Origin of the sequence: Paenibacillus sp. FSL W8-0426, assembly GCF_037969725.1 — a bacterium.
Lineage (GTDB): Bacteria > Bacillota > Bacilli > Paenibacillales > Paenibacillaceae > Paenibacillus > Paenibacillus hubeiensis.
In genome coordinates, this window is sequence record NZ_CP150203.1 from 5721552 (window position 1) to 5740965 (window position 19414).

Below are 19414 nucleotides of genomic sequence, written 5' to 3' on the forward strand. Positions count from 1 at the left end.
ATAACAGCGATCAGTACAGCAGCCGGGCAATCCGGTCTCCCTGAATCACCGTTAACGGCTGTGCAGCCAGCCGCCCTGTATCCATCTGATGCTCGAACATCGCCAATACGCAGCAGTCGCTGAGCAGCGAAGCATCGACGAGCGACAACAGCGGCGTCGATTGCCCGGGCAGGCGGTAAATATCGCTGAGCTCCAATGTATTTCCTGCCTCATCGACCAGGGCGAAACCTCCCATTTCCGTGCGTGCGATGCGGGAGGCCTTCAGTAACGCAACCGGGGCCCGATCGCCCAGCGGATCTTTCAGTTGGTTTTTAACCGCCTTGACCGCCTCCGGTATCGATGACCAAGCCGATTCGCAGGCAGCCTCAAGATCGACGGCTTTCGTCTCGCGCGGGATCATGCCTTCAAAACGCACCCTGGCGTTCATGCCGCCCGGATAAAGATACAATTCGGAAATCTGCGCCACATTGAAGAAACTGTCTTCTTCCTTCATGAATTTCAAAGCCTTAAACGGTCGATAATGTACGGTTCGATGAATGCGTTTGCTGCCAAGCTCCAGCCAATAACCGGTGTCTATGTATTCTCGGCGTGCGTCATCCTTGTGGCAATAGAAAGCAAGTTGAAGCAGCTCCACATTCTCGCTTACCCGTCCGGCTTCCTTAAGTTCGGACAGCTGCCAAGCATGACCAAGCCATTCTTCAATCGTTGATTCGCTATCCGGTTTGAGTTCCGGATCTTCCTGTTTGGCTTGTAAATATGTCCTGCCTCTTTTAATAAAAGCATGCAGCAAAGTCAGCTGCTCCATCGCATATGTATAGCCGCTCTCTCGGTCTTCCTCTTCCAACAGCAGTGCAAGCCGCCGTAATTCGTTCTCCGCTCCGGTAAGGTAACTGCTTCCGAGCCGCTTGGCATGCTCGTTCAGGCTTTTCACCGTCCGTGCATCCGCCGTACCCAACCCACCGCGAACCAGTGAAAGCACAAGCTTCTCCAATTCGTCCAGCGCTTCAAGCTGCTTGGCGATTTTCTTCTTGAGCGCGCTTTTATTGACCTTTTTCGGCTTGTCAGGCAGCTCACCGCTTTCGCGCTTGGCTTTGTTCTCTTCGCGTTTCTCTGCCTTCTCCCGCTTGGACGCAATATCTTCAGGCACAGAAGCGTTCTCAAACGGCAATCCTTCCGCATAGGCATACATCAGTCCAAGCGCATGTTTGCATGGAAACTGCCGGCTCGGGCAGCTGCATCGCGAGACCGGATTGTCCGGCATGACAAAATCGACGGAACAAACATAATTGGATTTCCCGCTGCCGGCACATTCACCAAACAACAGGTTCCCTTCCTCCGATATGTTAAGTTTGACGAATTTGTTTTTCTGGACCAGTCCCCGTCCGTTCTTGGCCGCAGCCGCGTTCGGGGCCAGTGAATCAATATAGGTTGAAGCCAGTTGAAGCATTTCGCGCGCCTCCTCGCTGGAAAATTGAACTTGTGAAAATTATACTGTAATCTAACGCAAATCTCACTCGTGCGCATGGCATGGGCCGTTTGGCATTTATGATGCGGATTTGCGAAACAGGAACACCAGTTCCCTTTTTTATTTGAATATATCATGGTCTTCCGTTATTTTCAAATCCGCCCATCCAAAACCTTACATGCCGAAATCACACTCGATCCCTTTCCAATACAAAAAAAAGCCCCCATATCGCAATTAGAGAAAAACTAATGCGCTACGGAGACCTTTATTGCACCGGTAATACATATACCAGAAACATCTATTTCCGAATCAGCAATCTTTATCCGGCACGCCTGCTTCTTCGCGTGTGCGGAAGGAAGATCCGCAACCACATGTCGCTACCGCGTTCGGGTTATGGATAGTGAATCTTCGCAAGGCTATACGGAAGGCTTAACGCCCGTCACTACGCGATTTCTCGCAATTAGGCGGGATTGTTGATTGTTACGATTACTTGTGGATCACGCGCCACTATGACGCATAATCACGCTAACCAAATACTACCCTAATATGAGCGGACAAGTCAACGCAAACCCCACGAGTTTATTTTGCTGCGCGGATATTTCGGGTACCTGATCCAGGGCCCGGCGAACTGGGCCTTGGGGTCACGGAATCCCCCGCTAAAGCAGCCATCCTGCGCATAAATCTACACGCACACAGGATTGCGGATTTGTGATTCTCAATCCCCACGCCAACCGTGTAAACCCGCGTCAACACTGGACTTGCGCCTCTACCGCACATCACCCGTCGCCCTTCGTTTGCACTATTCCGCATATTCGCCGCTTATTCTCCGCCTGAAACGCGTTATTCTGCCGCCTAACCCCGTGAGTTTCCGGAAGGCCGTCCGCCAGACGGTCCGTGCAGGTGAAACGCGCCATTCGTCCGATAATGGGACATTAATAGTCCCACCTATAAACGCAGAAAAGCCGCGCCACCGTAGCGTTTAACCACGATGACACGGCCAATTCGGTATTTATACGTAAGTTTACAACTCGCCTACCGCGCTAAAGAACCACGTCATATCCTCCGATGATCTCAGACGGCTTCGTTCGCGTGATGTCCTCCGCCATTCCCGTTCCATCCGCGCTAGAACCTTACGCAGTTCCCTTTCGAAGTCCTTGCGTTTGCGCCAGCGGTGTAGTGTGCGCCGGTCTACGCCTACCCTGTCCGCGATCTCTCCGTAGCGTAGCCGCCCTTCCGCAAGCAGCGCAATTGCCTGGCGGTGACGCTCATCAAGCCCGGCAACCGGACGCCCTCTGCGTTTACTCCTTCTCATGCTGGCGCGCCTTTACTGCTTCGATACGCGATCTTAACGCACCGAGGTCGGCATTTTGCGCGGAGGTTTGCGTCTGTACCTCGACTTTGTCCGTAAGCATTCCGTGGACCTGCAGCGCCAACTTCGCCATGGCCGCGGACTTATCCTCGATCGCCATTCGTGTTAATGCGCCGACAAGCTCCGGTAGCTCCCCGACGTTATTGCGGACAATTTGCGCCTTGAGTTCGGCGATAAAGTCCGGGTCTTTCTGCCACGCGTAGACGGTTGAGCGGCTTACGCCCGCCTCTGCGGCAATTTTGTCAACGGTAGGACGCTCCGCTTTCGGAAGCGACAAGTATTGGACGGCCGTGAGCTGGCCTGCTGTGAGTGATCTCATACCCATTCCTTCCCCTTTCTCTCTCCTCAAGATAATAAAATTAACCCCTTCATATGCAAATGGTACACGAAGAAAGAAGCGAGCCGAAGCCCGCCTATATCCGGTCCAGTATCATGTACCCCTGTCCTGCGCCGAACACAGCGACAGCCACTCGATCGCCTACCCGGAGCGCATCCTTGAACGTTATCGTCGTGTCCTGACCGCCAAGCGTAACCTCGCGATCGTGTTCGCGCAAATGCTCGCAGACGACGCAATCCTCCGAATCGAGCTCGAAGTTAGCATCGTCGAGTCTGACGAGGATGTCGGGCAACGGCGCGATGACCGTCCCGAACTCAATGTCGACGTCTTTGTTATAGCCGAGCAAGCGGATAACATCGCGTAGTTTACTTACGGGCCCGCCTTCGATTAATTGCATCGTATCGCCTCCCGTTTTACATCGCCAATCTCATAGCTAACGCGCCGGCAATTGCTTCGATATCGCTGTCACTACGTACATGGAACGTATTCCCGGTGATCGTGATATTCGGCGCAGTTTTTCCGCTGTTCTCCCGATTGGAGCGCGTTTCGGCAGACGTCAGAATGCTTTCGCCTTCATGGACGTACGCGTAGCCGCTTCGCGGGACGTAGTCCAGGCCGCCCGAAAATTTACCCATCGAAATGTCGCCCATCGCTTTGTTTAACGCTTGATCAATTGCCCATTTCGACGCGTCTTTGGCGCTCGGAGCGGTCACCCCTACGCCTACTCCCGTCAGCTTCGAGCGTCGATTCGCGGCATCTTGCTCAGCGGTTGCGGAGTCATAGCCGCCCATCCACGTAGGCAGGTTTTTGCCGGTCCAGTCAAACACGTCATTCATCCAATCACTTTTGAGGATTTTATCCTCCATCTGTTTAACCGGACTTAACCCATCGAGTACGCCCTGCGCAATTGTCGCTCCGAGTTTAAGGCCAATCTGCGCCATACGAGGGACAGCTGCCTCCAAAACGTTTAACATGAGGTTTGTTACGGCCTCTGTTCCACTTCTTATCTGAGCTTCCCCACCATCAGCCCACCATTTATCGAAAACTTCTTTTGCTTTCGCGAAAACGAAGTCTATTTTTTGAGAAATTGTAGGCAGATTGGTGAACTCCGGGTTATTAATAAAATTCGTTTTAATGTAATTAGCAGCAGTATCTACCGCATTTTGTACTGCCGCAGTAATCTGCGGAGTCCAATCCGCAATCAGCTTCTGCGCACCCAACGCGAATTCTTTGATATACGGCAGAAGCGGAGACAACGCGGATATCTGTAACGTCTCCATCGCGCCTTGGAACTGTTCGAGCGCACCCGCCGCGCTATTCATCTTCTCCTCGGCAACTTGGAGCGCGGTAACCTTCGCCATCTCATTGTGGAACTCCTTAACGCCTTTAGCGCCTGCTTTGTATAGCGTTGTAGCCGCCCGTACCCCATCCGTGCCAAAAATATCAAGTAACGTGGCTACGCGATCTTGCGAATTCATATCTTTAAGCGTGTCGTTCAGGACTTGCGCGATACCGGCCAGGTCTTTGATACTTCCGTCTTTGAAGAACTTATTCGCCTTGCCTACGCCGATGCCGAGTTCTTCGAAGAGATTAGCCGCCTTTTTGGTCTGCGGTTGCAAGTACATGAGCATCGATTTGAACGAGGTACCCGCGTCCGATCCGCTTTTCAGTCCGTCATTCGACATCAGACCGATCGCGGTATTCAAATCGCGGAATGAGATGCCGGCCATATCCGCAACGCCGCCCGCAGATGCGATCCCGTACGCGATGTTACGCACGTCAGTAGCCGCCGCATTCGCCGTACCCGCGAGAATATCCGCCGTTTGAGCCGCAGATAGTCCGTCCTTCTTAAACGCGTTCATTGACGTCGCCATAGTCTCCGCTGCTTCCGCAAGGTCCAGTCCGCCGGCCGTTGCGAGGTTAAGCGCCGCGTTCAATCCGCCAGTCATGATTGTCGATTCGCTCATGCCCGCTTTCAGCAGTTCCTCGATCCCTTGCGCAGCCTCTAGCGCGGAATACTTCGTGGCGGCGCCTTGTTCGAGCGCCAAGTCCCGCATTTTCGTCATCGTCTCATCGGTCGCGCCGGTCAGCGCCTTGACCGATTGGAGTTGTGACTCGAAGTTCATCGCCTTTTTAAGCGAATCGCCTACGATAGCAACGGACCCGGCAGCCACACCGAATTTCATAATTTGCGAGGTCATACTGCGCAACGGTCGCGTCGCGTTATCGATGATCCGGAGTGTTCCCGTTATATCAAACGACATGGGCCTTCGCCTCCTGCATCGTGTCGACCACGCGTTTTCCTAACCTTGCGGCCCGGGCCGCTTTAGCCTGTGTAAACCCTCGATCGAGCTCCGTTAGGCACACGTCGAATTCAATCAACGCGCGTCCGTACTCCTTAAGCTTGCGGTCCTTGGATCGCGCCAATCTGCCGGCGGCCAGCCTAAAACAGCGGAACCTCTCCGGAAACTGTGCGTTAAACCGCCAATTCTCCGGCATTGTATACGTGAGGACCTGGCTAACAAGACCCAGCGTTTCACCTACCGCCTTAATGTCGTGCCTTTCTTGTTCCGTGAACATCGTGATTTCCTCCCCCTTATAAATGAAAAAGAGCCCCGAAGGGCTCTCGCTTTTAGCTACGTACATGTCCATAAAACGTTATGTGCTGCTCAACGGGACTATCTCGGTCAATCTCGACTCTCAGTTCGTCGAATGGAGCAACGATCTCGTCAAAGCTTTCACCTTCTGGCAACGAGTACTCATGGAAGAAGTGCTTACCGCCTATTCCTGTACTGAATTTGATGCGCGCGCTCCCATCGTTTCTGATATATAACGAGTATGCAGTCCTTGGAAACCTGAAAGTTAGTGTCTCTTTGAAATTACCTGAAAATCTGAATGGGCTATGTGCTATCTTTTCTTTGATCATTCAATCTCCCTCCCAAGCGCTACGCTAGTCCTCCGAATCTTTCCGTCACGGTATGCCCGCATAGCCTCTATATCGATAATGCCGTGTACCTGGCGTTCCCCGCCGCGCCAATTTAGCGCTAATTCTGGGAATTGCGGCTTGGGTAATCGCTCTGCCCTCGATTCCGAGTTCGTGCCGTTTACTGCTGCGCCATAAATGCTGTGCGCCTCGTTACGGAGCTCATGCAGGTCCACCAGAGCAGAGAGATACATATACTTGGCCTCCTCAATCGCTTTAATCTTCGCATCCCAATTCTCGTTGTAGTAACGCTGAGCTTCTTCCCGACCGGTATGAATTGCGGTCTCCGCTAACTGACCGAGCGTTCCCGAATGGACGGACCGAGCCACAACCGCGCGCTCTTGAGTTGCTTTGATATCCGATTCAAGTTCCTTTACTCTACGGTTTAAGTTCGTTTCAACCTGGACGTTATTCGCGGATGGATCCGTGATGGTTTCCTCGACAGCCTCGACAAGTTGCGCCTTAACTTCTGCTAGTTCTTCGTTAAGTTTATCTAGCGCTGTCTGATGAGCTTCTAGTAATGCGCTGTTCTTCGCGGCCTCCACTTGGTACGCTTCAATTGCGGTTTGTACTTTTGGGGGTAATTTTTTCATGTGTTTGGCTCCTTTAGTAGTTTTTACTCGCCGTGACTGCGCAGATATCCTTCATGGTCGGCCATTACCGCTCTAATCGCGCTCTCGCCTAATGCGGAGGAACCAAGCGAGGCCATCGAATTAATCGGTGTCATCTTGCGTAAATTCTCGATCTCCTGCAGCGCACGTTTCGCCTGCGTTTTGCTGTCCGTTTCCGCCGTCGCCCGGACGATGTCGTATACCGTGCGTAGTTTTGTCGGGTCGCCCCCGTTCTCCCGAAGTTGGACGCCTACCGCAGTAAAATCGTCCGCCAATGTCCTTGCGAGGTACGGGTCCGTTATACTTTGCATAAAGTCGAGCATCATTGTAGCCGCGCGTTGGCCCCCGAATACTAACAGTTCCGTTTTGAGTGCGCCGTATTGCTCATCAAACTCGCGGATTGTGGCATCGTCAGGTTTGGCATTCGGTTTTGATAGATCGGCACGGGCAATTTTTTCGGCGGCATCCATTTCAGCGTCAATCGCCTTCTTGTTGGCACGCATGATCTTTGCGAGCTCCACCGCGCCTTTCGTCTGGGCTTCCCGCTGTTTCTCCGCAATGCCGATCCCGGATAATGTGCGGTCCATCTGGATTTCTTTCATTTCTGCTTTGATCCGGTCGAAAATTTCCCGGGCGGGAGCAAGTGATCCGGGCCCATAAACAATGTCCTTAGCCTTTGCGATGTGTTCTACGTATTTTGTCATTTTCATTTCTCCTTTTAGTTTGATTTAACGTTAATAGCGCAAGGCTTGCCGAACTTATCCGCACCGACTTCGTAGCTCACGCGTTCACCGACCGGAATATATGCGGTGTCCATTTCATCACAAGCGCTGATATGAAAGAAGATCGAGCGACCGGCGGTTTCAATAAATCCGTAACCCTTATCCGCGCTGTAGTATCGGACGACACCGGTCTTGTGCTGCGGCTTCTGGGGCTCTGTCGTCTTCGTGCGGGACTTACCAAGCGACGGGCCAATAAGTACGTTCACCGCTTCCATTTCTTCTCCTTGTAGTCCGCTCCATATCTTCATGCCGCATCCTCCTCGTTGTTATCCTCGATTGGATCAGTCCACGTCACTTTTGTTTCTGACTTCTTCCCGATCAATCTGTTTTCAATTAGCTTTCGTACGTAGCCGCGCTCATTCTTTGTTAAGTGGTAATGACCGAGTATGTTGCAATGATAGTCGATCGTATCGGCGTTGAAGCAACGTCGCAAAACCCTCGCTACACCTTCGAAAGTCTCCCATGCGATTTTCACTAGTGGATAGGCTTCGTAGGTGAAGTAGTGCCGGTCTAGAACTCCCCCATCTTCTCCAACCAGGATAACGAGTGCCTTGCTTTTGTCCGCACACACATACACTTGCTGGTAGACAGTCACTTTCATTCGTCAGCCTCCTTCGGGGGTTCCTCAAACTCTTTGATAAAAGCAGGAATCGCACCATCCACATTCGATTGGATAATTAATGGGAAGCCACCCAACTGGCGTTCATGATCAATAGCATGGAAATATCCTTCCCATAACGAATGAACGGCGCTTTCCACTTCACCGACCTCCGTATTTACGGGCTCTTTCGCGGTATACGTAATCCATCCGTCGCCAGCCGTTATGGTAACCGTGTCCAGCCCATCTTCTCGAACGTGATTAATTCGTGTATAAACTTTCTCTCCCACTCATTTCACCCTCGGCTTTCCTTAGAATTTGCTTGATTTTAGGCGCGACAAAGAAGCAGGGAGATAAACCTACTCCTGCCGTTTCAAACACCTAATTCAACGTAAAAACAACGTGCTCAGCACAAGTCTATAGAAGCTTGTCGGACTCCTTCGCGCGTTGGATTGCTGTTAAGACATCGCTATCCAAGCCGAATATCTGCGCGATTTTGATTCGAAGCTTGGTAGAAACCGGACGATAGCCATTTTCAACCGCAGCAATGCATGACTTGGAAACTGATAATGCTTTTGCGAACTCAACCTGCTTCATGTTTTGTGAGATACGAATCGCTCTAACCGCCTGTGCATCCATGAATACAAACCTCCCTTCGTTATTCGTTTGATTACTTTAATCCCAAATAAAAAGCACACTGGCGGGATAATACCGCCTATAATGAATACTGGAAAAAGGTTCGATTACTCTATGCTGCTTTCCGCTTAGCCTTACGTATTTTAGCAAGCAATCTATCGCGCTCTACCTGACACACGGACTGCGGCTTGAACTTGTAATGTGGTAGAACGTCGCAAACTTTAACCCGTTTGGGCTGCACGCTGTGCGAGTAAAATGCGTTTCCACATACTTCACACACCTTCACTCGGCGCATGTCTAAGCGCATGACTGCGTTGGTTACGTTCTGCGCGGTCCTCCGCTTGATAATTTCTTCCGCGTTCCAGGGACTACCGTCTGCATACTGTTCTATTACATCGCTTGGATCACGTTGTGTCGATGCTAACATTTCCGTCAACTCTTCGGCCGTCATGTCGGTACGCTCGAAGAACAAGACGTCTTCCACCGAGTTTGTCATCGCGATCGAATCGGCAAATATTGTTCCACGCGGACAATAATCGGAATCATGGTCGGAACGATCATAACGGAGCAGCAACTCGCGCTCATTGCTTCGTACCTCCTCACGATATCTCTTTTCCGCGCCTCTTACGGGATACTCCGACAACCTTTCTGCGACCTCCCCAACGTTCATAATGAAGTCTGCAAGAATGTCACCGATCGTTTGATACGCCGCACTCTTCCGCAATAACGAAGGATGACGCATTCTCCACATCCAATACAGTGCGCGCGTCACCCCTTCGGATTCGAGTTCATCCGTGAGGTTCCGGACCAGTTCCGAGCGCCAGGCTGTCGGCGCTTCGTTATTTTGGATTACGAAATCCTGTATCTTCTTAAGTACGTCTGCTTTCTTAACCATTCGAGCCGCCTCCTTGTGGATGTTCCGTAATTTAACTTCCGCGTATCGTTTGTTCTTGCTCTGTTTTTCCCGCGCTCACCATCCCCTCCATACCTTTATGCGCGTCAACAATTATCCGCTAGGAACGAAGTGACGACGCGTGAGGGATAGTGCTCTTCTATCCCGAAAGCATGCTCGGTATGTTTTATTTCTCTTTCTCGTTATTCTTTCTCGTTATTCTTTCTCTGGTTAAATGGCTTAACATCAGAGGTGAAATCATTAAGTAACAGAGATTAAATGAGTTGACCTCCGCCTTATGAAGCCTTGGATTCCGGATCAAACCCAGTCTGTTTTTGCTGCAATCGCTCTCTGTCTGCTTCAATCTCGCGGCCTGCCGTTTCCACTCTCTCCCGAAATGCCCGTATTTCCTCAGCATACACAGCCCGGAATTCAGCCTCGGTTAATGGTTCGAGCGGCTCGTATATGTGTTTATTGGGGATCATGTTCGACTTGCTAACGTTCAGCAATCCGTACCTAACGAGAGCCTCGACATGGGTACGTATTTTGTACGCGGACATACCAGTTTGAGCGGTTACATCTGACTGATTGAGCCACACTTTACCGAACATCGCGTGGCCGGGCTTGTTCTGGCGCCAGGATAACAAATACCCGTAGAGGCCCACCGTTTCCAGAGTGAACCCGTCGAGCAACGGGTACATCCGGAAAAGGATATTGGGCATGCGCGCAAATCCGTCATCGTGGGCGAGCGGTTTTGATACGTCGATTGTCATAGCGGTGCTCCTTTCGTAGAAGAGGATTGTGGCAACCACCTGGGCAGATGCCGCATGTCTAACTTAAATCGTGAATGCGTACGACCCTCCATTCTGTTCACAGATACTTACCGCAAGTGCCGCGTTAAAATCGGGGTCGCCGCTGTTGATCTCCGCCACTTGCGTGAACTCTCGGCGCAGGATCGTAACTTTGCCGGCTTCGTCTGCATCCTGATCAATCAGGAACTCCGCGGTATCCTCCTCCAAATTTCGAACCAGTTGCATTCGAAGTTGCAGGAACATATCGTACGCCTTTTCGATTAAAATCGAACGCGAAATCGGATACCCACGTTCAAAACGGTGAATGGTGCTAGGACTTACTCCGATACCAATAGCAACCTTCGAAATGGTCAACCTCATCTGTTCGCGACGCTGGCGGAATGCTGCACCTCTCTTTCTCCATGCTTTGGTGTTCTTCTTGATGTATTGCTCGCGAGTGATAAATTGGTTTGTCATAGTAAATCTCTCCCTTATCGTTATGATTTTTATATGAAGCGGAATGATCCGCGGAAATCCTATACTCCTTTGTTGCCGGCCAAGGGCATATCGCACATACTTATTCCTTACTTAATTTGACGACGCTATTTTGCGAGTCGTACACTTTACGAAATATTCATCCTCTTGTATTAACGACTCTAAATCTCTTTCAACACACCTACCGCAAAAATTCCGTCATACTACTTCGTTCCCGGCCGTCATGAATCTCGGGCACACTCCGAAAAATATTCGGTACTTTATAAATGCCGCCCGCTTGGAATCTCGGGCATTTCCGCTTACTTATTTACCGACAGCCGATTAAAATCTCGGGTGCGTAGCGAACAACTCCGTATACTTTAGTATCGTGTATCGACGTGCATCTCGGGTACATTCGTAAAAATTCTCCCACTATATATAAGGACGTTACTTTGGAGAGTTGGGCGCGCTTTTTCTGATGTTTGTGTCTAATTTGTGAACTGTTAATTTCAAGCGAAACCAAACAGAACCTACGTTCGTATTACTTGGTATAACAACGGAGGAGAGCGTGCCTAAACGCGATAGCTACTCGCCACTCTCCTCGCAGCTTATCTATGTGAACCGCGCTCGAAGGTTGCCGCCATCTGGCGCGAGAATATTCGAACGGAAAAGCCGGAACGTTGGCGCGAACCGGCGAAGTATACCGAGCAATTGGCGTTACTCAGCGTTTAAGCATCCCGATTGGCGTCGGGAAAGTACGAAACGTCCGCATGGCGATCCGAAAGTTGGCGCTGACGGTACGGACAAATAGAATGTTAAGCGATTGCTTCAACGGTAATAGGGTAGTTTGACACAATAAAGCCGAGGTCGGCCGCTTGTTCCAACGTGACATTAACGGTGCTCGCGATGGACCTGCGGTCTATTTTGGGTAGAATGCGGAAGAATGCGCCAGGCAGAACGACGATTTCCTGACGACGAAGATTGCTTTTAATAGTGGGATTAACAAGTGACGCGATGAAGTTGCCGGTGCGATGATCTCGTACATAACCGATTTGAACTACCGTCGTTTGTGCCATGAATAACCTCCTAGCGTTTTAAGCCCGCACGGCTATAATTTGATTATTTCACCGTTACAGTACGTTGTTACATGAATATTGCGGAAGTTCCGCGACCATCCGGACATAGTCCGTAGGTTTCGGCCCGCTCCGCTAAGGCAGGCGCTCATCAGGCGGCATTCATCGAAGAAATTCGAGCTTTAGACTGAGGTCTCCGCGGTCTTTAGTCCAAAGCAAAATGTCGAGTAGGAATTGCAGTCCGTCCATCATTCGTAGCTCCGTAATAATCGTTTCTATCAGATCGCGGATGTCTGCGCCCTCGACTGCGCTGGCGATGACCATACCGCCTGAGTCTCCGTCCAGGTACAAGTGATCCATGCCCGGAGCCTTATTTACCTGACGCAACCAGAGCTCGCCCTCGTCGAGAATGAAGATGTGGCGACCGTTGAGTACGTAGCCCTCATAGAGCGCATACTGATGATCACGGTCAAATGGGCCGAGGATAACCGAAGCTAACTCAAGGTTAATCTGCGCGCTCACTCACATCACCCCGCGATACTCGAAATCGATACGTACGATGTCGGCCGCCGACACGCTAAGCCCCGAAACATTGGCGTTGCTGACACCCTTCTCAACCGCGCGAAAACGGACTTCCACGTCGGAGAGTTCCCGGATACTGTTAACGTAGAACATGCGCGTAGCCTGCGAGAATACGGCGATACAGCGGTAAAGGTGAACGGGGCGGCGGCTCATCCGATTACCTCCTTCGTAATGACCAATATGCAATAAAGTGCGCGCAGTAGCTTAAGGAACCGGCGGGCGTGCTTGCTCGTTTCAAAGTTGTTAGACGTAGTTTGCGAATTATCCATAGTGAGTTGCATGATTACGTATCCCCTTTTCGGATGAATTTTGAAAGAAGCTCGATCGCGCTCATGTCGCGAATGTTATCGATGATGCTGGCGTCTGATATCGGAAGGTCGAAGATAATCGAGCCGGGACCGCCGGTAGTGACGTATTCGTCTCCGTCGTAATATACGCGTTCAAGGACGGCCAGACTATATGTAGTATCGACGTATAACGCGAAGATATCGTTTATTAGCGTGCCGGCGTACTCCATGCGGAATGGATCGCCGCGATCGACGCCTTTGGTGACTACGGTAATGTTCGGCATGCTGCGTACCTCCTTGCGGTGGATTGTTGCGGACCAGTACGATGTTGCTGTAATGATTTTTGAAACCTTTTATACTGTTATACGTATATTCGTTTATCTGATACCGAGTATATACGACTTCTAGTATAGTGTCAACACTTTATTTACGTATATCTGTATATTCGTTATAATGGGGTTCAAGGGAAGGTGTACATATGAGAAACATTCGAATCCGCCTTAATGAAGTGATGGCCGAGCGTGGCCTGACACAGACACAGCTATCGGAGCTTTCAAACGTCAGACAAGCGGCTATTTCGGAGATGTCACGGAACATCCGCGAACAAATTAACCTCAAAACGTTGGTTAAGATTGCGGACGCGCTTGAGATCGACGACATATCGGAGCTTATTGTAATAGAGAAAACCGGAGAGGGCCGCTAATCAACGCGGCTCTTTCTTTTTGCGTGGATTTACCGTGAGATTAGCGCATTAGGACTTCGTTAAGGGGAACGTACCCGGACGGGCTTACGTGGCTATATGTACGGGGATCTGACGGGAACTCTACGTGATGTATCCACGTGGATACACGTTGCGACATCGCAACACAAACGACTCGACATCGAGTCAAATGCGCAGACGTCTTCGTATTTAAACCTTGCCACGTGGCAAAATGTTGGAGACGTCGCCAAGTATCGGAATCTGCGGATGTCACGACATCATGGGATTTGACTCCTCAAAGTTGCTGAGTGAAAGGGTGTATGTTTGAGTAAACACCTTTTAAAAGACAAAAAGCCCGCGACCAGAAATAGTATCCGATGCCGGCTTTTACTTTAAATTTGTATCAAATATTATTCCTAAATGGATCCGTCAATCTGAAAACTGACTTGTTCTTTACTTCGTTATACTTTATAAGTAGACGTTGTCGGTAATCATCCAAATACAACTCTAGTTTTTTTGCCTGGTTAAGGTAGTCTTTTATGTCTAAAGCGAAAACACTGTCAGGATCATAGTTTTGTATGTACGTATCAATAGCCTCGTAGTGATTGTTAAATCCGTCCAGCGCTCTAAGCCTCAATTCAATTTCCTCAAAAGTTATTAAGTCTACATCGTTAACTATTTCTGCAAATAAATCAGAAACATTTTCTATATATTCCTTAATCAGCTTGGTTTGTTCCTGTAATCTCTCCTTGGTGATTTCGTGCTCTTTGAGAGTATTATAGAACTCTGTCATAGAGATTACTCTACGGGTTCTCTTAGAATAGAGAGTTAGTTCTTTTATGATCGATGAGTAACGTGTCATTAGCTGATCCTTACGCTGAGATAGTATAGGAGCACGGATACCCATATAAGTAATTACGGCAGCTATCATAGAACCTATAAAAGCCAAAAGATCCCAATCTGTTACGCTGACCTTCGGAAAAATAACAGGAATCATCGCAACAAGTAAACATGCTAGGCACAAACTGGCCAAAGTCAAAAATGTAATCCATAAATATTTTTTCACTTTATTAATCAAACGTTTCTTCTCCCTTTACCCCGCATATTTAAACGTACAGACTCCGCGCATAAAGCTCATCTCCGTAATATCCTCGATCACACCGCTACCAACGAGCTCCGCGCCAATAAATACTACGATAGGCGTCAGGTCCATTTGCGCGGTATAAAGTTGGATATCGGAGGTTAGCGGACGCATAAACCGTTCACTCTTCTTCATATTAATCCTTTCTGAGTTAGGACCGTAGCCAAAATTCGCGATCTTCTGGTGAGATTAGTTGCGTTAAGGCTTCGCCATCGGTGTCGTAATAATTTACCGCGTAAATTTCTCCCGTCTTACGATCTATGCGATCTATCACATCTTCTTTGTCTATATCTCGGCCGATTGTAAAGGCTGCTTTTTCGCCAGTATCAATGTAATGAATAGTCACGGTCCTGCCATTTCGGTAGCGTATGTAGTCAAAAATCCCCATTTAAACCTCCTGTCGTTCATTCTACTCGTAGATACTTCGACAAATTGGCGCAATTTTCCTTCATATGTAACGAACAGCTTTACGTTCTATACTTTTCACAGAGAATAATCGGTAATTGTATGAAATACGGAGCAAAATTGAGAAAACGGAAGCTCTGCATTTTTGCACTTTATAGGATTCTAGCAGCTATTAGCGGCTATCAGGTACATAATTTAAATTGTGTAGTATATAGTAATCCTCATTTAATCTATAAAGGAACAATAATCCATTTATTAATTTTAGGAAATCCCTAATTTTCCGATTTTACCGAAATGGAATCATGAGATTATAATCTAATGGAAGTAGAAGAGATGTTTAATAGTTTGGAGGTGACATTAATTAGTACATATGAAGCCCTTGACGTCATGCTTAACTTTGGTATTTTAATTTTCGCTATGCTGGCCTTCCTTACGTCAATCACAAAAAAGCGATAGCCTCCCCGCCAAGAGTTGCTACCGCGTCGATCATTCGTAACTAGCATAAATCTTACCGCCAACACGCGCAAGACCTGGCGCAGCCGATCGAAGCTGCGTCTTTTTCACGTTCGATTCCGCGCTCCGAGGTACTTGCGCATCAACACTCGTGTGCCGGGCAAAAACGCACATCTTCTGAGAGATGAGCGAAGTAGTTCAATTCATTTAGACAAGATAGAATTCACAGGCTTTTTTAAAAAACCATGAGTTGTTTATTTTGATAGAGGAATCCGTAATTTCGACAATAATACCTCGTTCTATTTCTTCGTTATCCTGCACTACAGAGACCCTTCTAGATTCCAATTTTGCTGTGTAAAAATGAATATTCCCAGTTAATTTCATATGAATCCTACCTCTCAACCTATCCTATGGCAACTTTGACTTTAGCAATAATTTTATTCATCAAAGATATAAACAAATCACAACTATATCCAAGTATAAACGCCCATAACATTCTATCCTTTATATCAAAAATCTGTCCTTGATCGTTTGTAAACAAGAATGATACAAACAAGAATGGAAGCGCCAACGCAACAAGCATCTTATAAATTGGCGCGTCTAAACCTTCCATGGTCCGGCTCGATATAAAATAGATAATTGCACCGACGGCACTTGAAATTACATATGTCAAATACGTAGCTATATTTTCTAGGTTTATATCTCCACTTAGCAAAATATAGGCAATAGGGTAAAGTAAAATAATTATTGCATAACCTACAAAAATACCCGTTTTCCTCCAGAAAGAGCTAATATCCAGCTCACTTTCTAAACTGAGCACTTCATATTTTAACTCTATTAATTCTAACTCGTTATCATCAGAACTCTTCGCAAGTCTAAGTTCAATTTTTCTACCTTTTTCTATGAGTTCACTCCTTTTAGCCTTTTCTACAAAACCAACATTCTTCAATATATCATTTAATTTAAATTTAATCCGTTCTTTGTTTATCGTGTCTGTTTGTTGTGTCATTTCGTTTCACCCACGAGTTTGAACGTACCATTCGTTGATTTGCCGATGCTGTAATTTTGAACCGTAAGCTGTACGGAAGTAGCATCAGTCCAAGCCGGTGCGTTAGATGCCGAATTGTAATAGTCGGTTACCGCCTTGATTATCGCGTCAGACTTAGCGCGTAATTCTCGGTCAGATAGCTCATACGCGCCTTTAGCCTTGTATGAGAGCGCCATAGTCGGCTGGTTTTCCACATCAATCGTTACATCGCTGAGGCTTCCGTCCTCGCCCCAATTAAATCTAATCTTGTTCACAACGAAATCATCCGTCACAATTCCATCCTCAATATCGTGGGCCATGGCCGTTAAGTATGCCAATTTGCGGTATGTCTCTTGCTCAGTGTTGAAAATCGTTTGCGCGTCTGCAGCTTTTTGTAGTTCATCATTTTTCTTTGAAAGGGACGCTACTTGTTCAGAGAGCTGATTGGTTTTACTTGTCAATTCCGAATTTTGAACCACCAGGTAAATAGAAGTTGCTACAGTTAATACCGAGATACCTAACGCGATTACAGGTAACACACTAATGCGCTGCTTAGGTTTATTTTCTGTTACAGTCAATTCCTCCATTATGTACCTTCTCCTCTGTATTTTTGTAGTTCTATTCTACTATGGACAGGAAAATTATACTATACAGGAACAAGAAAAAACGCAGCCCTCAACGGATTATCCCGCGAGAACTGCGCCTCTTTCATTCTTCGTCATCCTCAACGTTGATCTTCGTTAATCTCTTCCTCTTCGGCTTATCATCTGCGATCTTGTTAAGCGGTGACGTCTTCGCGTGTTCGATCTTCAAATCATCGTTAACCAGCGCAACGTAACGGCGCGTCATCTCCATCGTCGTGTGACCGAGCGTCTTCTGCACTGCGAAAGAAGATGATCCATTTCTGATCGACTCTAGGGCGTATATGTGCCGCAAATCATACGGTCGGATATGAACGCCGATTTTTTTGCTATGTCGCTCAAGCCTGTCTCCCCATACGTGCCTATTTAGCGCGTTCCCTTCATACGTACAGAATATCGGCACCTTATCCGCCCACCCCTGCGGCCGTGATCGAATTAAACGATTCATCGCCTTAATCGTTGCCTCAGATATCGGCAGATCCCGAGAGCGCCGTGTCTTTGCCGTTAACGCAGTTACATGGATTTCGCGAGCCTTGGGACGGAAATTACTTGGTACTAGCGCAAGGGCCTCTGATGGCCGAATACCAGTGTCCAGCGTCAAAAGGATTAACGCATAATCACGAAGGCCGACGAACGTGGATTGATCCGGTACCTTTAAGAGTTCGCGGAGAACTTCGATGGATACGCTGACTCTGCGGCCTTCCTCGTGACGCTTCTTGAGTTTTGCGATCGGATTCTCCTTGATATACTTGTTCTCAACGCACCAATTTAGGAAAGTACGAAGATATACAAGGCGACTGTTAAACGTTGCAGGCGCGATATCAGGCTGTCCGAGATGCTCAAAAAGCATTACCTTCAAGTTTTGCGGTGAATCCCATGCATCAGGATAGCGCGACATAAACAACGTCATGCTTCGTTTATAGTCGGTAATCGTATGCTTGCTCACACCTTGGACGCGTTTCCAGTTTATAAATTGTTCGAGGCACTCTTCCCACGTTCGAACTTTAAGTCGATCTTCATATCGCTTTCTCATTTTTCAGTCCGCCGTTTAACAAAGCGTCCTGTTGGCGAGAATTCGTCATGGCTTCGACGCACGTCCCTCATGTCCATCTGAATGTACCTCCGCATAGTTCGTATATCGGACCACCCTCCCATTTTCTGCACAGTGAACGGATCAGCTCCGTTAAGTACCATAGCGCGGGCCCATGTATGCCGATATACGTGCGCAGTCATCTTCTTCCCTTCGACGCCGGCTTTCTCCCCGTGATATTTCAATCTTTTGTTAAATTGGTTCGGCGAAACCGGGTCGCCGTAGCAAGAGAGAAATAACCGATCTGTGGTGAAATGCTGCCTGTTCTCATCAATAAGTTGCAAAAGAAGCTTCGCAACTGCGCCGGAGAAAGGAACCATCCGCGGCTTCCGGTTCTTGTTCGCCTCACCTTGCAAGGTAATAAATCGCGTTTGAAAATCCACATCTCCGATGCGAAGCCCCAACATTTCCGACACGCGCAGTCCGCTATCCAGCATAAGCATAATCGCGACATAATCTCGGAACCCTACGAAGTCCCTCCGGTTAGGCTGCGCGAGTATAGCAGCAATTTCCTCGTCCGTTAAGCAATTCGTTAAATCAACGTCCTGGCGCAGTAACTTCACCTTGCTAACCGGATTCACTTCGATAAGCTCATCGCGATCTAACTGGTTGAATATCGCCTTCAGCGTACGCAGCCGAATATTTACGGTCGTATCCGATAGACCTACGCGCTGGCCCTCCGTAGGAATGTGCTTGTGTCCTTCGTATCTGACGCGATCGTACTTCATATACGCCACATGGTCGCGAATGATACTAACGTCGATGTGCTCGATTAGCGTAACTTCCGGATGGAACTCGTTCAGCCAGGCAACAAAATATCCGTAGTGCTTTGCGTAGTCCTTTAGCGTCCGTTCCCGTAAACCCTCCACTTTCTTCGCGTTGATTACGAAATCAATCGCCTGCTCTAAAGTGACCTCCGGAAACAATTTCTCATTACGCGCACCGACCGGGGCACGCCGTTCTCGCTTCTTTAGCGCCATAACAAAAAGACCTCCATAAACGTAGTAATTGCGCGTTACTACGTCATAGAGGCCGTGATCCGCAACCCCGAAACGGCGTTTCAAGGGTTGTTAACGT

General features: G+C 48.5%; 28 protein-coding genes and 1 pseudogene. 1 reads left to right on the forward strand and 28 read right to left on the reverse strand.

Annotated features, from left to right (window positions below; all coding sequences use genetic code 11):
- Window positions 1–10: 10 nt before the first annotated feature.
- The 21 genes and pseudogenes from MKY59_RS25745 to MKY59_RS25845 form a co-directional block, all read right to left on the reverse strand.
- Window positions 11–1447, reverse strand: coding sequence for an SWIM zinc finger family protein (locus MKY59_RS25745; protein WP_339274468.1), 1437 nt, complete (start codon window positions 1445–1447; stop codon window positions 11–13).
- A 327-nt stretch (window positions 1448–1774) separates the two neighbouring features.
- Window positions 1775–1870, reverse strand: a pseudogene (locus MKY59_RS25750) (iron-sulfur cluster assembly accessory protein); the annotation flags it as partial.
- 616 nt (window positions 1871–2486) lie between these two features.
- Window positions 2487–2777: a phBC6A51 family helix-turn-helix protein gene (locus tag MKY59_RS25755; protein WP_339274469.1), complete on the reverse strand. Its 291-nt coding sequence runs from the start codon at window positions 2775–2777 to the stop codon at window positions 2487–2489.
- The gene (locus MKY59_RS25760; RefSeq protein WP_339274470.1) at window positions 2764–3153 is read right to left on the reverse strand and encodes a phBC6A51 family helix-turn-helix protein; all 390 of its coding nucleotides are present in this window, start codon (window positions 3151–3153) and stop codon (window positions 2764–2766) included. Before MKY59_RS25760 ends, MKY59_RS25755 begins: the two co-directional genes overlap by 14 nt.
- A 94-nt stretch (window positions 3154–3247) precedes the next feature.
- A complete protein-coding gene (locus MKY59_RS25765; RefSeq protein ID WP_339274471.1) occupies window positions 3248–3568 on the reverse strand; it encodes a DUF2577 family protein in 321 nt (106 codons plus the stop codon).
- A 16-nt stretch (window positions 3569–3584) separates the two neighbouring features.
- Window positions 3585–5435 (reverse strand): phage tail tape measure protein, encoded by a 1851-nt coding sequence (locus MKY59_RS25770; RefSeq protein WP_339274473.1) that lies wholly within the window; start codon window positions 5433–5435, stop codon window positions 3585–3587.
- The gene (locus tag MKY59_RS25775) at window positions 5425–5751 is read right to left on the reverse strand and encodes a hypothetical protein (RefSeq protein ID WP_339274475.1); all 327 of its coding nucleotides are present in this window, start codon (window positions 5749–5751) and stop codon (window positions 5425–5427) included. Before MKY59_RS25775 ends, MKY59_RS25770 begins: the two co-directional genes overlap by 11 nt.
- A gap of 52 nt (window positions 5752–5803) precedes the next feature.
- Entirely contained in the window at window positions 5804–6097 is a 294-nt protein-coding gene (locus MKY59_RS25780; RefSeq protein WP_339274477.1) for a hypothetical protein, read from the reverse strand.
- Entirely contained in the window at window positions 6094–6747 is a 654-nt protein-coding gene (locus tag MKY59_RS25785) for a hypothetical protein (protein WP_339274479.1), read from the reverse strand. Before MKY59_RS25785 ends, MKY59_RS25780 begins: the two co-directional genes overlap by 4 nt.
- A gap of 23 nt (window positions 6748–6770) precedes the next feature.
- The gene (locus MKY59_RS25790) at window positions 6771–7469 is read right to left on the reverse strand and encodes a hypothetical protein (protein ID WP_339274480.1); all 699 of its coding nucleotides are present in this window, start codon (window positions 7467–7469) and stop codon (window positions 6771–6773) included.
- Between the two features lie 14 nt (window positions 7470–7483).
- Window positions 7484–7795 (reverse strand): cold shock domain-containing protein, encoded by a 312-nt coding sequence (locus tag MKY59_RS25795; protein WP_339274482.1) that lies wholly within the window; start codon window positions 7793–7795, stop codon window positions 7484–7486.
- Window positions 7792–8148, reverse strand: a complete 357-nt coding sequence (locus tag MKY59_RS25800; protein ID WP_339274483.1) for a hypothetical protein — start codon at window positions 8146–8148, stop codon at window positions 7792–7794. Before MKY59_RS25800 ends, MKY59_RS25795 begins: the two co-directional genes overlap by 4 nt.
- A complete protein-coding gene (locus MKY59_RS25805) occupies window positions 8145–8435 on the reverse strand; it encodes a hypothetical protein (protein ID WP_339274484.1) in 291 nt (96 codons plus the stop codon). The genes MKY59_RS25800 and MKY59_RS25805 overlap by 4 nt, the downstream gene beginning before the upstream one ends.
- Window positions 8436–8562: 127 nt before the next feature.
- Window positions 8563–8784 carry a helix-turn-helix transcriptional regulator gene (locus tag MKY59_RS25810; RefSeq protein ID WP_339274485.1) on the reverse strand — a complete coding sequence of 74 codons (222 nt, stop codon included), beginning with the start codon at window positions 8782–8784 and terminating at the stop codon, window positions 8563–8565.
- A gap of 109 nt (window positions 8785–8893) precedes the next feature.
- The gene (locus MKY59_RS25815; protein WP_339274487.1) at window positions 8894–9676 is read right to left on the reverse strand and encodes a hypothetical protein; all 783 of its coding nucleotides are present in this window, start codon (window positions 9674–9676) and stop codon (window positions 8894–8896) included.
- Window positions 9677–9969: 293 nt separating this feature from the next.
- Window positions 9970–10446: a hypothetical protein gene (locus MKY59_RS25820; RefSeq protein WP_339274490.1), complete on the reverse strand. Its 477-nt coding sequence runs from the start codon at window positions 10444–10446 to the stop codon at window positions 9970–9972.
- Between the two features lie 63 nt (window positions 10447–10509).
- Entirely contained in the window at window positions 10510–10941 is a 432-nt protein-coding gene (locus MKY59_RS25825; RefSeq protein WP_339274492.1) for a helix-turn-helix transcriptional regulator, read from the reverse strand.
- 812 nt (window positions 10942–11753) lie between these two features.
- Entirely contained in the window at window positions 11754–12014 is a 261-nt protein-coding gene (locus tag MKY59_RS25830; protein WP_339274493.1) for a hypothetical protein, read from the reverse strand.
- A gap of 159 nt (window positions 12015–12173) precedes the next feature.
- Window positions 12174–12533 (reverse strand): hypothetical protein, encoded by a 360-nt coding sequence (locus MKY59_RS25835; RefSeq protein ID WP_339274494.1) that lies wholly within the window; start codon window positions 12531–12533, stop codon window positions 12174–12176.
- Complete coding sequence (locus MKY59_RS25840) at window positions 12534–12746, reverse strand: hypothetical protein (RefSeq protein WP_339274496.1); 213 nt, start codon at window positions 12744–12746, stop codon at window positions 12534–12536. It lies immediately after the preceding gene.
- Between the two features lie 130 nt (window positions 12747–12876).
- Window positions 12877–13164 carry a hypothetical protein gene (locus MKY59_RS25845; RefSeq protein ID WP_339274498.1) on the reverse strand — a complete coding sequence of 96 codons (288 nt, stop codon included), beginning with the start codon at window positions 13162–13164 and terminating at the stop codon, window positions 12877–12879.
- Between the two features lie 194 nt (window positions 13165–13358).
- On the opposite strand from MKY59_RS25845, the gene MKY59_RS25850 reads away from it, so the two are divergent.
- Window positions 13359–13583, forward strand: a complete 225-nt coding sequence (locus MKY59_RS25850; RefSeq protein WP_339274499.1) for a helix-turn-helix transcriptional regulator — start codon at window positions 13359–13361, stop codon at window positions 13581–13583.
- 400 nt (window positions 13584–13983) lie between these two features.
- Here the strand turns inward: MKY59_RS25850 and MKY59_RS25855 are convergent, their stop codons facing one another.
- The 7 genes from MKY59_RS25855 to MKY59_RS25885 all read right to left on the reverse strand — a co-directional run bounded on the left by MKY59_RS25855 (window position 13984) and on the right by MKY59_RS25885 (window position 19317).
- The gene (locus MKY59_RS25855; protein ID WP_339274501.1) at window positions 13984–14658 is read right to left on the reverse strand and encodes a hypothetical protein; all 675 of its coding nucleotides are present in this window, start codon (window positions 14656–14658) and stop codon (window positions 13984–13986) included.
- 15 nt (window positions 14659–14673) lie between these two features.
- Window positions 14674–14856, reverse strand: a complete 183-nt coding sequence (locus MKY59_RS25860) for a hypothetical protein (protein WP_339274502.1) — start codon at window positions 14854–14856, stop codon at window positions 14674–14676.
- A 16-nt stretch (window positions 14857–14872) separates the two neighbouring features.
- A complete protein-coding gene (locus MKY59_RS25865) occupies window positions 14873–15109 on the reverse strand; it encodes a hypothetical protein (protein ID WP_339274503.1) in 237 nt (78 codons plus the stop codon).
- Between the two features lie 873 nt (window positions 15110–15982).
- The gene (locus MKY59_RS25870) at window positions 15983–16588 is read right to left on the reverse strand and encodes a hypothetical protein (protein WP_339274504.1); all 606 of its coding nucleotides are present in this window, start codon (window positions 16586–16588) and stop codon (window positions 15983–15985) included.
- Entirely contained in the window at window positions 16585–17193 is a 609-nt protein-coding gene (locus tag MKY59_RS25875) for a hypothetical protein (RefSeq protein ID WP_339274506.1), read from the reverse strand. The genes MKY59_RS25870 and MKY59_RS25875 overlap by 4 nt, the downstream gene beginning before the upstream one ends.
- 121 nt (window positions 17194–17314) lie before the next feature.
- On the reverse strand, window positions 17315–18280 hold the full coding sequence (locus MKY59_RS25880; RefSeq protein WP_339274508.1) for a tyrosine-type recombinase/integrase: 966 nt from the start codon (window positions 18278–18280) through the stop codon (window positions 17315–17317).
- Window positions 18277–19317, reverse strand: a complete 1041-nt coding sequence (locus MKY59_RS25885; RefSeq protein WP_339274510.1) for a tyrosine-type recombinase/integrase — start codon at window positions 19315–19317, stop codon at window positions 18277–18279. The genes MKY59_RS25880 and MKY59_RS25885 overlap by 4 nt, the downstream gene beginning before the upstream one ends.
- Window positions 19318–19414 lie beyond the last annotated feature (97 nt).

Excerpts from the sequence above, each read along its gene's own strand:
- MKY59_RS25865 (WP_339274503.1), bottom strand. The coding sequence starts at position 15,109 with ATGGGGATTTTTGACTACATACGCTACCGAAATGGCAGGACCGTGACT.
- MKY59_RS25795 (WP_339274482.1), bottom strand. The coding sequence starts at position 7,795 with ATGAAGATATGGAGCGGACTACAAGGAGAAGAAATGGAAGCGGTGAAC.
- MKY59_RS25810 (WP_339274485.1), bottom strand. The coding sequence starts at position 8,784 with ATGGATGCACAGGCGGTTAGAGCGATTCGTATCTCACAAAACATGAAG.
- MKY59_RS25755 (WP_339274469.1), bottom strand. The coding sequence starts at position 2,777 with ATGAGAAGGAGTAAACGCAGAGGGCGTCCGGTTGCCGGGCTTGATGAG.
- MKY59_RS25815 (WP_339274487.1), bottom strand. The coding sequence starts at position 9,676 with ATGGTTAAGAAAGCAGACGTACTTAAGAAGATACAGGATTTCGTAATC.
- MKY59_RS25790 (WP_339274480.1), bottom strand. The coding sequence starts at position 7,469 with ATGACAAAATACGTAGAACACATCGCAAAGGCTAAGGACATTGTTTAT.
- MKY59_RS25780 (WP_339274477.1), bottom strand. The coding sequence starts at position 6,097 with ATGATCAAAGAAAAGATAGCACATAGCCCATTCAGATTTTCAGGTAAT.
- MKY59_RS25875 (WP_339274506.1), bottom strand. The coding sequence starts at position 17,193 with ATGGAGGAATTGACTGTAACAGAAAATAAACCTAAGCAGCGCATTAGT.
- MKY59_RS25775 (WP_339274475.1), bottom strand. The coding sequence starts at position 5,751 with ATGTTCACGGAACAAGAAAGGCACGACATTAAGGCGGTAGGTGAAACG.
- MKY59_RS25885 (WP_339274510.1), bottom strand. The coding sequence starts at position 19,317 with ATGGCGCTAAAGAAGCGAGAACGGCGTGCCCCGGTCGGTGCGCGTAAT.
- MKY59_RS25820 (WP_339274490.1), bottom strand. The coding sequence starts at position 10,446 with ATGACAATCGACGTATCAAAACCGCTCGCCCACGATGACGGATTTGCG.
- MKY59_RS25745 (WP_339274468.1), bottom strand. The coding sequence starts at position 1,447 with ATGCTTCAACTGGCTTCAACCTATATTGATTCACTGGCCCCGAACGCG.
- MKY59_RS25830 (WP_339274493.1), bottom strand. The coding sequence starts at position 12,014 with ATGGCACAAACGACGGTAGTTCAAATCGGTTATGTACGAGATCATCGC.
- MKY59_RS25870 (WP_339274504.1), bottom strand. The coding sequence starts at position 16,588 with ATGACACAACAAACAGACACGATAAACAAAGAACGGATTAAATTTAAA.
- MKY59_RS25880 (WP_339274508.1), bottom strand. The coding sequence starts at position 18,280 with ATGAGAAAGCGATATGAAGATCGACTTAAAGTTCGAACGTGGGAAGAG.
- MKY59_RS25765 (WP_339274471.1), bottom strand. The coding sequence starts at position 3,568 with ATGCAATTAATCGAAGGCGGGCCCGTAAGTAAACTACGCGATGTTATC.
- MKY59_RS25770 (WP_339274473.1), bottom strand. The coding sequence starts at position 5,435 with ATGTCGTTTGATATAACGGGAACACTCCGGATCATCGATAACGCGACG.
- MKY59_RS25825 (WP_339274492.1), bottom strand. The coding sequence starts at position 10,941 with ATGACAAACCAATTTATCACTCGCGAGCAATACATCAAGAAGAACACC.
- MKY59_RS25850 (WP_339274499.1), top strand. The coding sequence starts at position 13,359 with ATGAGAAACATTCGAATCCGCCTTAATGAAGTGATGGCCGAGCGTGGC.
- MKY59_RS25845 (WP_339274498.1), bottom strand. The coding sequence starts at position 13,164 with ATGCCGAACATTACCGTAGTCACCAAAGGCGTCGATCGCGGCGATCCA.
- MKY59_RS25860 (WP_339274502.1), bottom strand. The coding sequence starts at position 14,856 with ATGAAGAAGAGTGAACGGTTTATGCGTCCGCTAACCTCCGATATCCAA.
- MKY59_RS25785 (WP_339274479.1), bottom strand. The coding sequence starts at position 6,747 with ATGAAAAAATTACCCCCAAAAGTACAAACCGCAATTGAAGCGTACCAA.
- MKY59_RS25800 (WP_339274483.1), bottom strand. The coding sequence starts at position 8,148 with ATGAAAGTGACTGTCTACCAGCAAGTGTATGTGTGTGCGGACAAAAGC.
- MKY59_RS25840 (WP_339274496.1), bottom strand. The coding sequence starts at position 12,746 with ATGAGCCGCCGCCCCGTTCACCTTTACCGCTGTATCGCCGTATTCTCG.
- MKY59_RS25760 (WP_339274470.1), bottom strand. The coding sequence starts at position 3,153 with ATGAGATCACTCACAGCAGGCCAGCTCACGGCCGTCCAATACTTGTCG.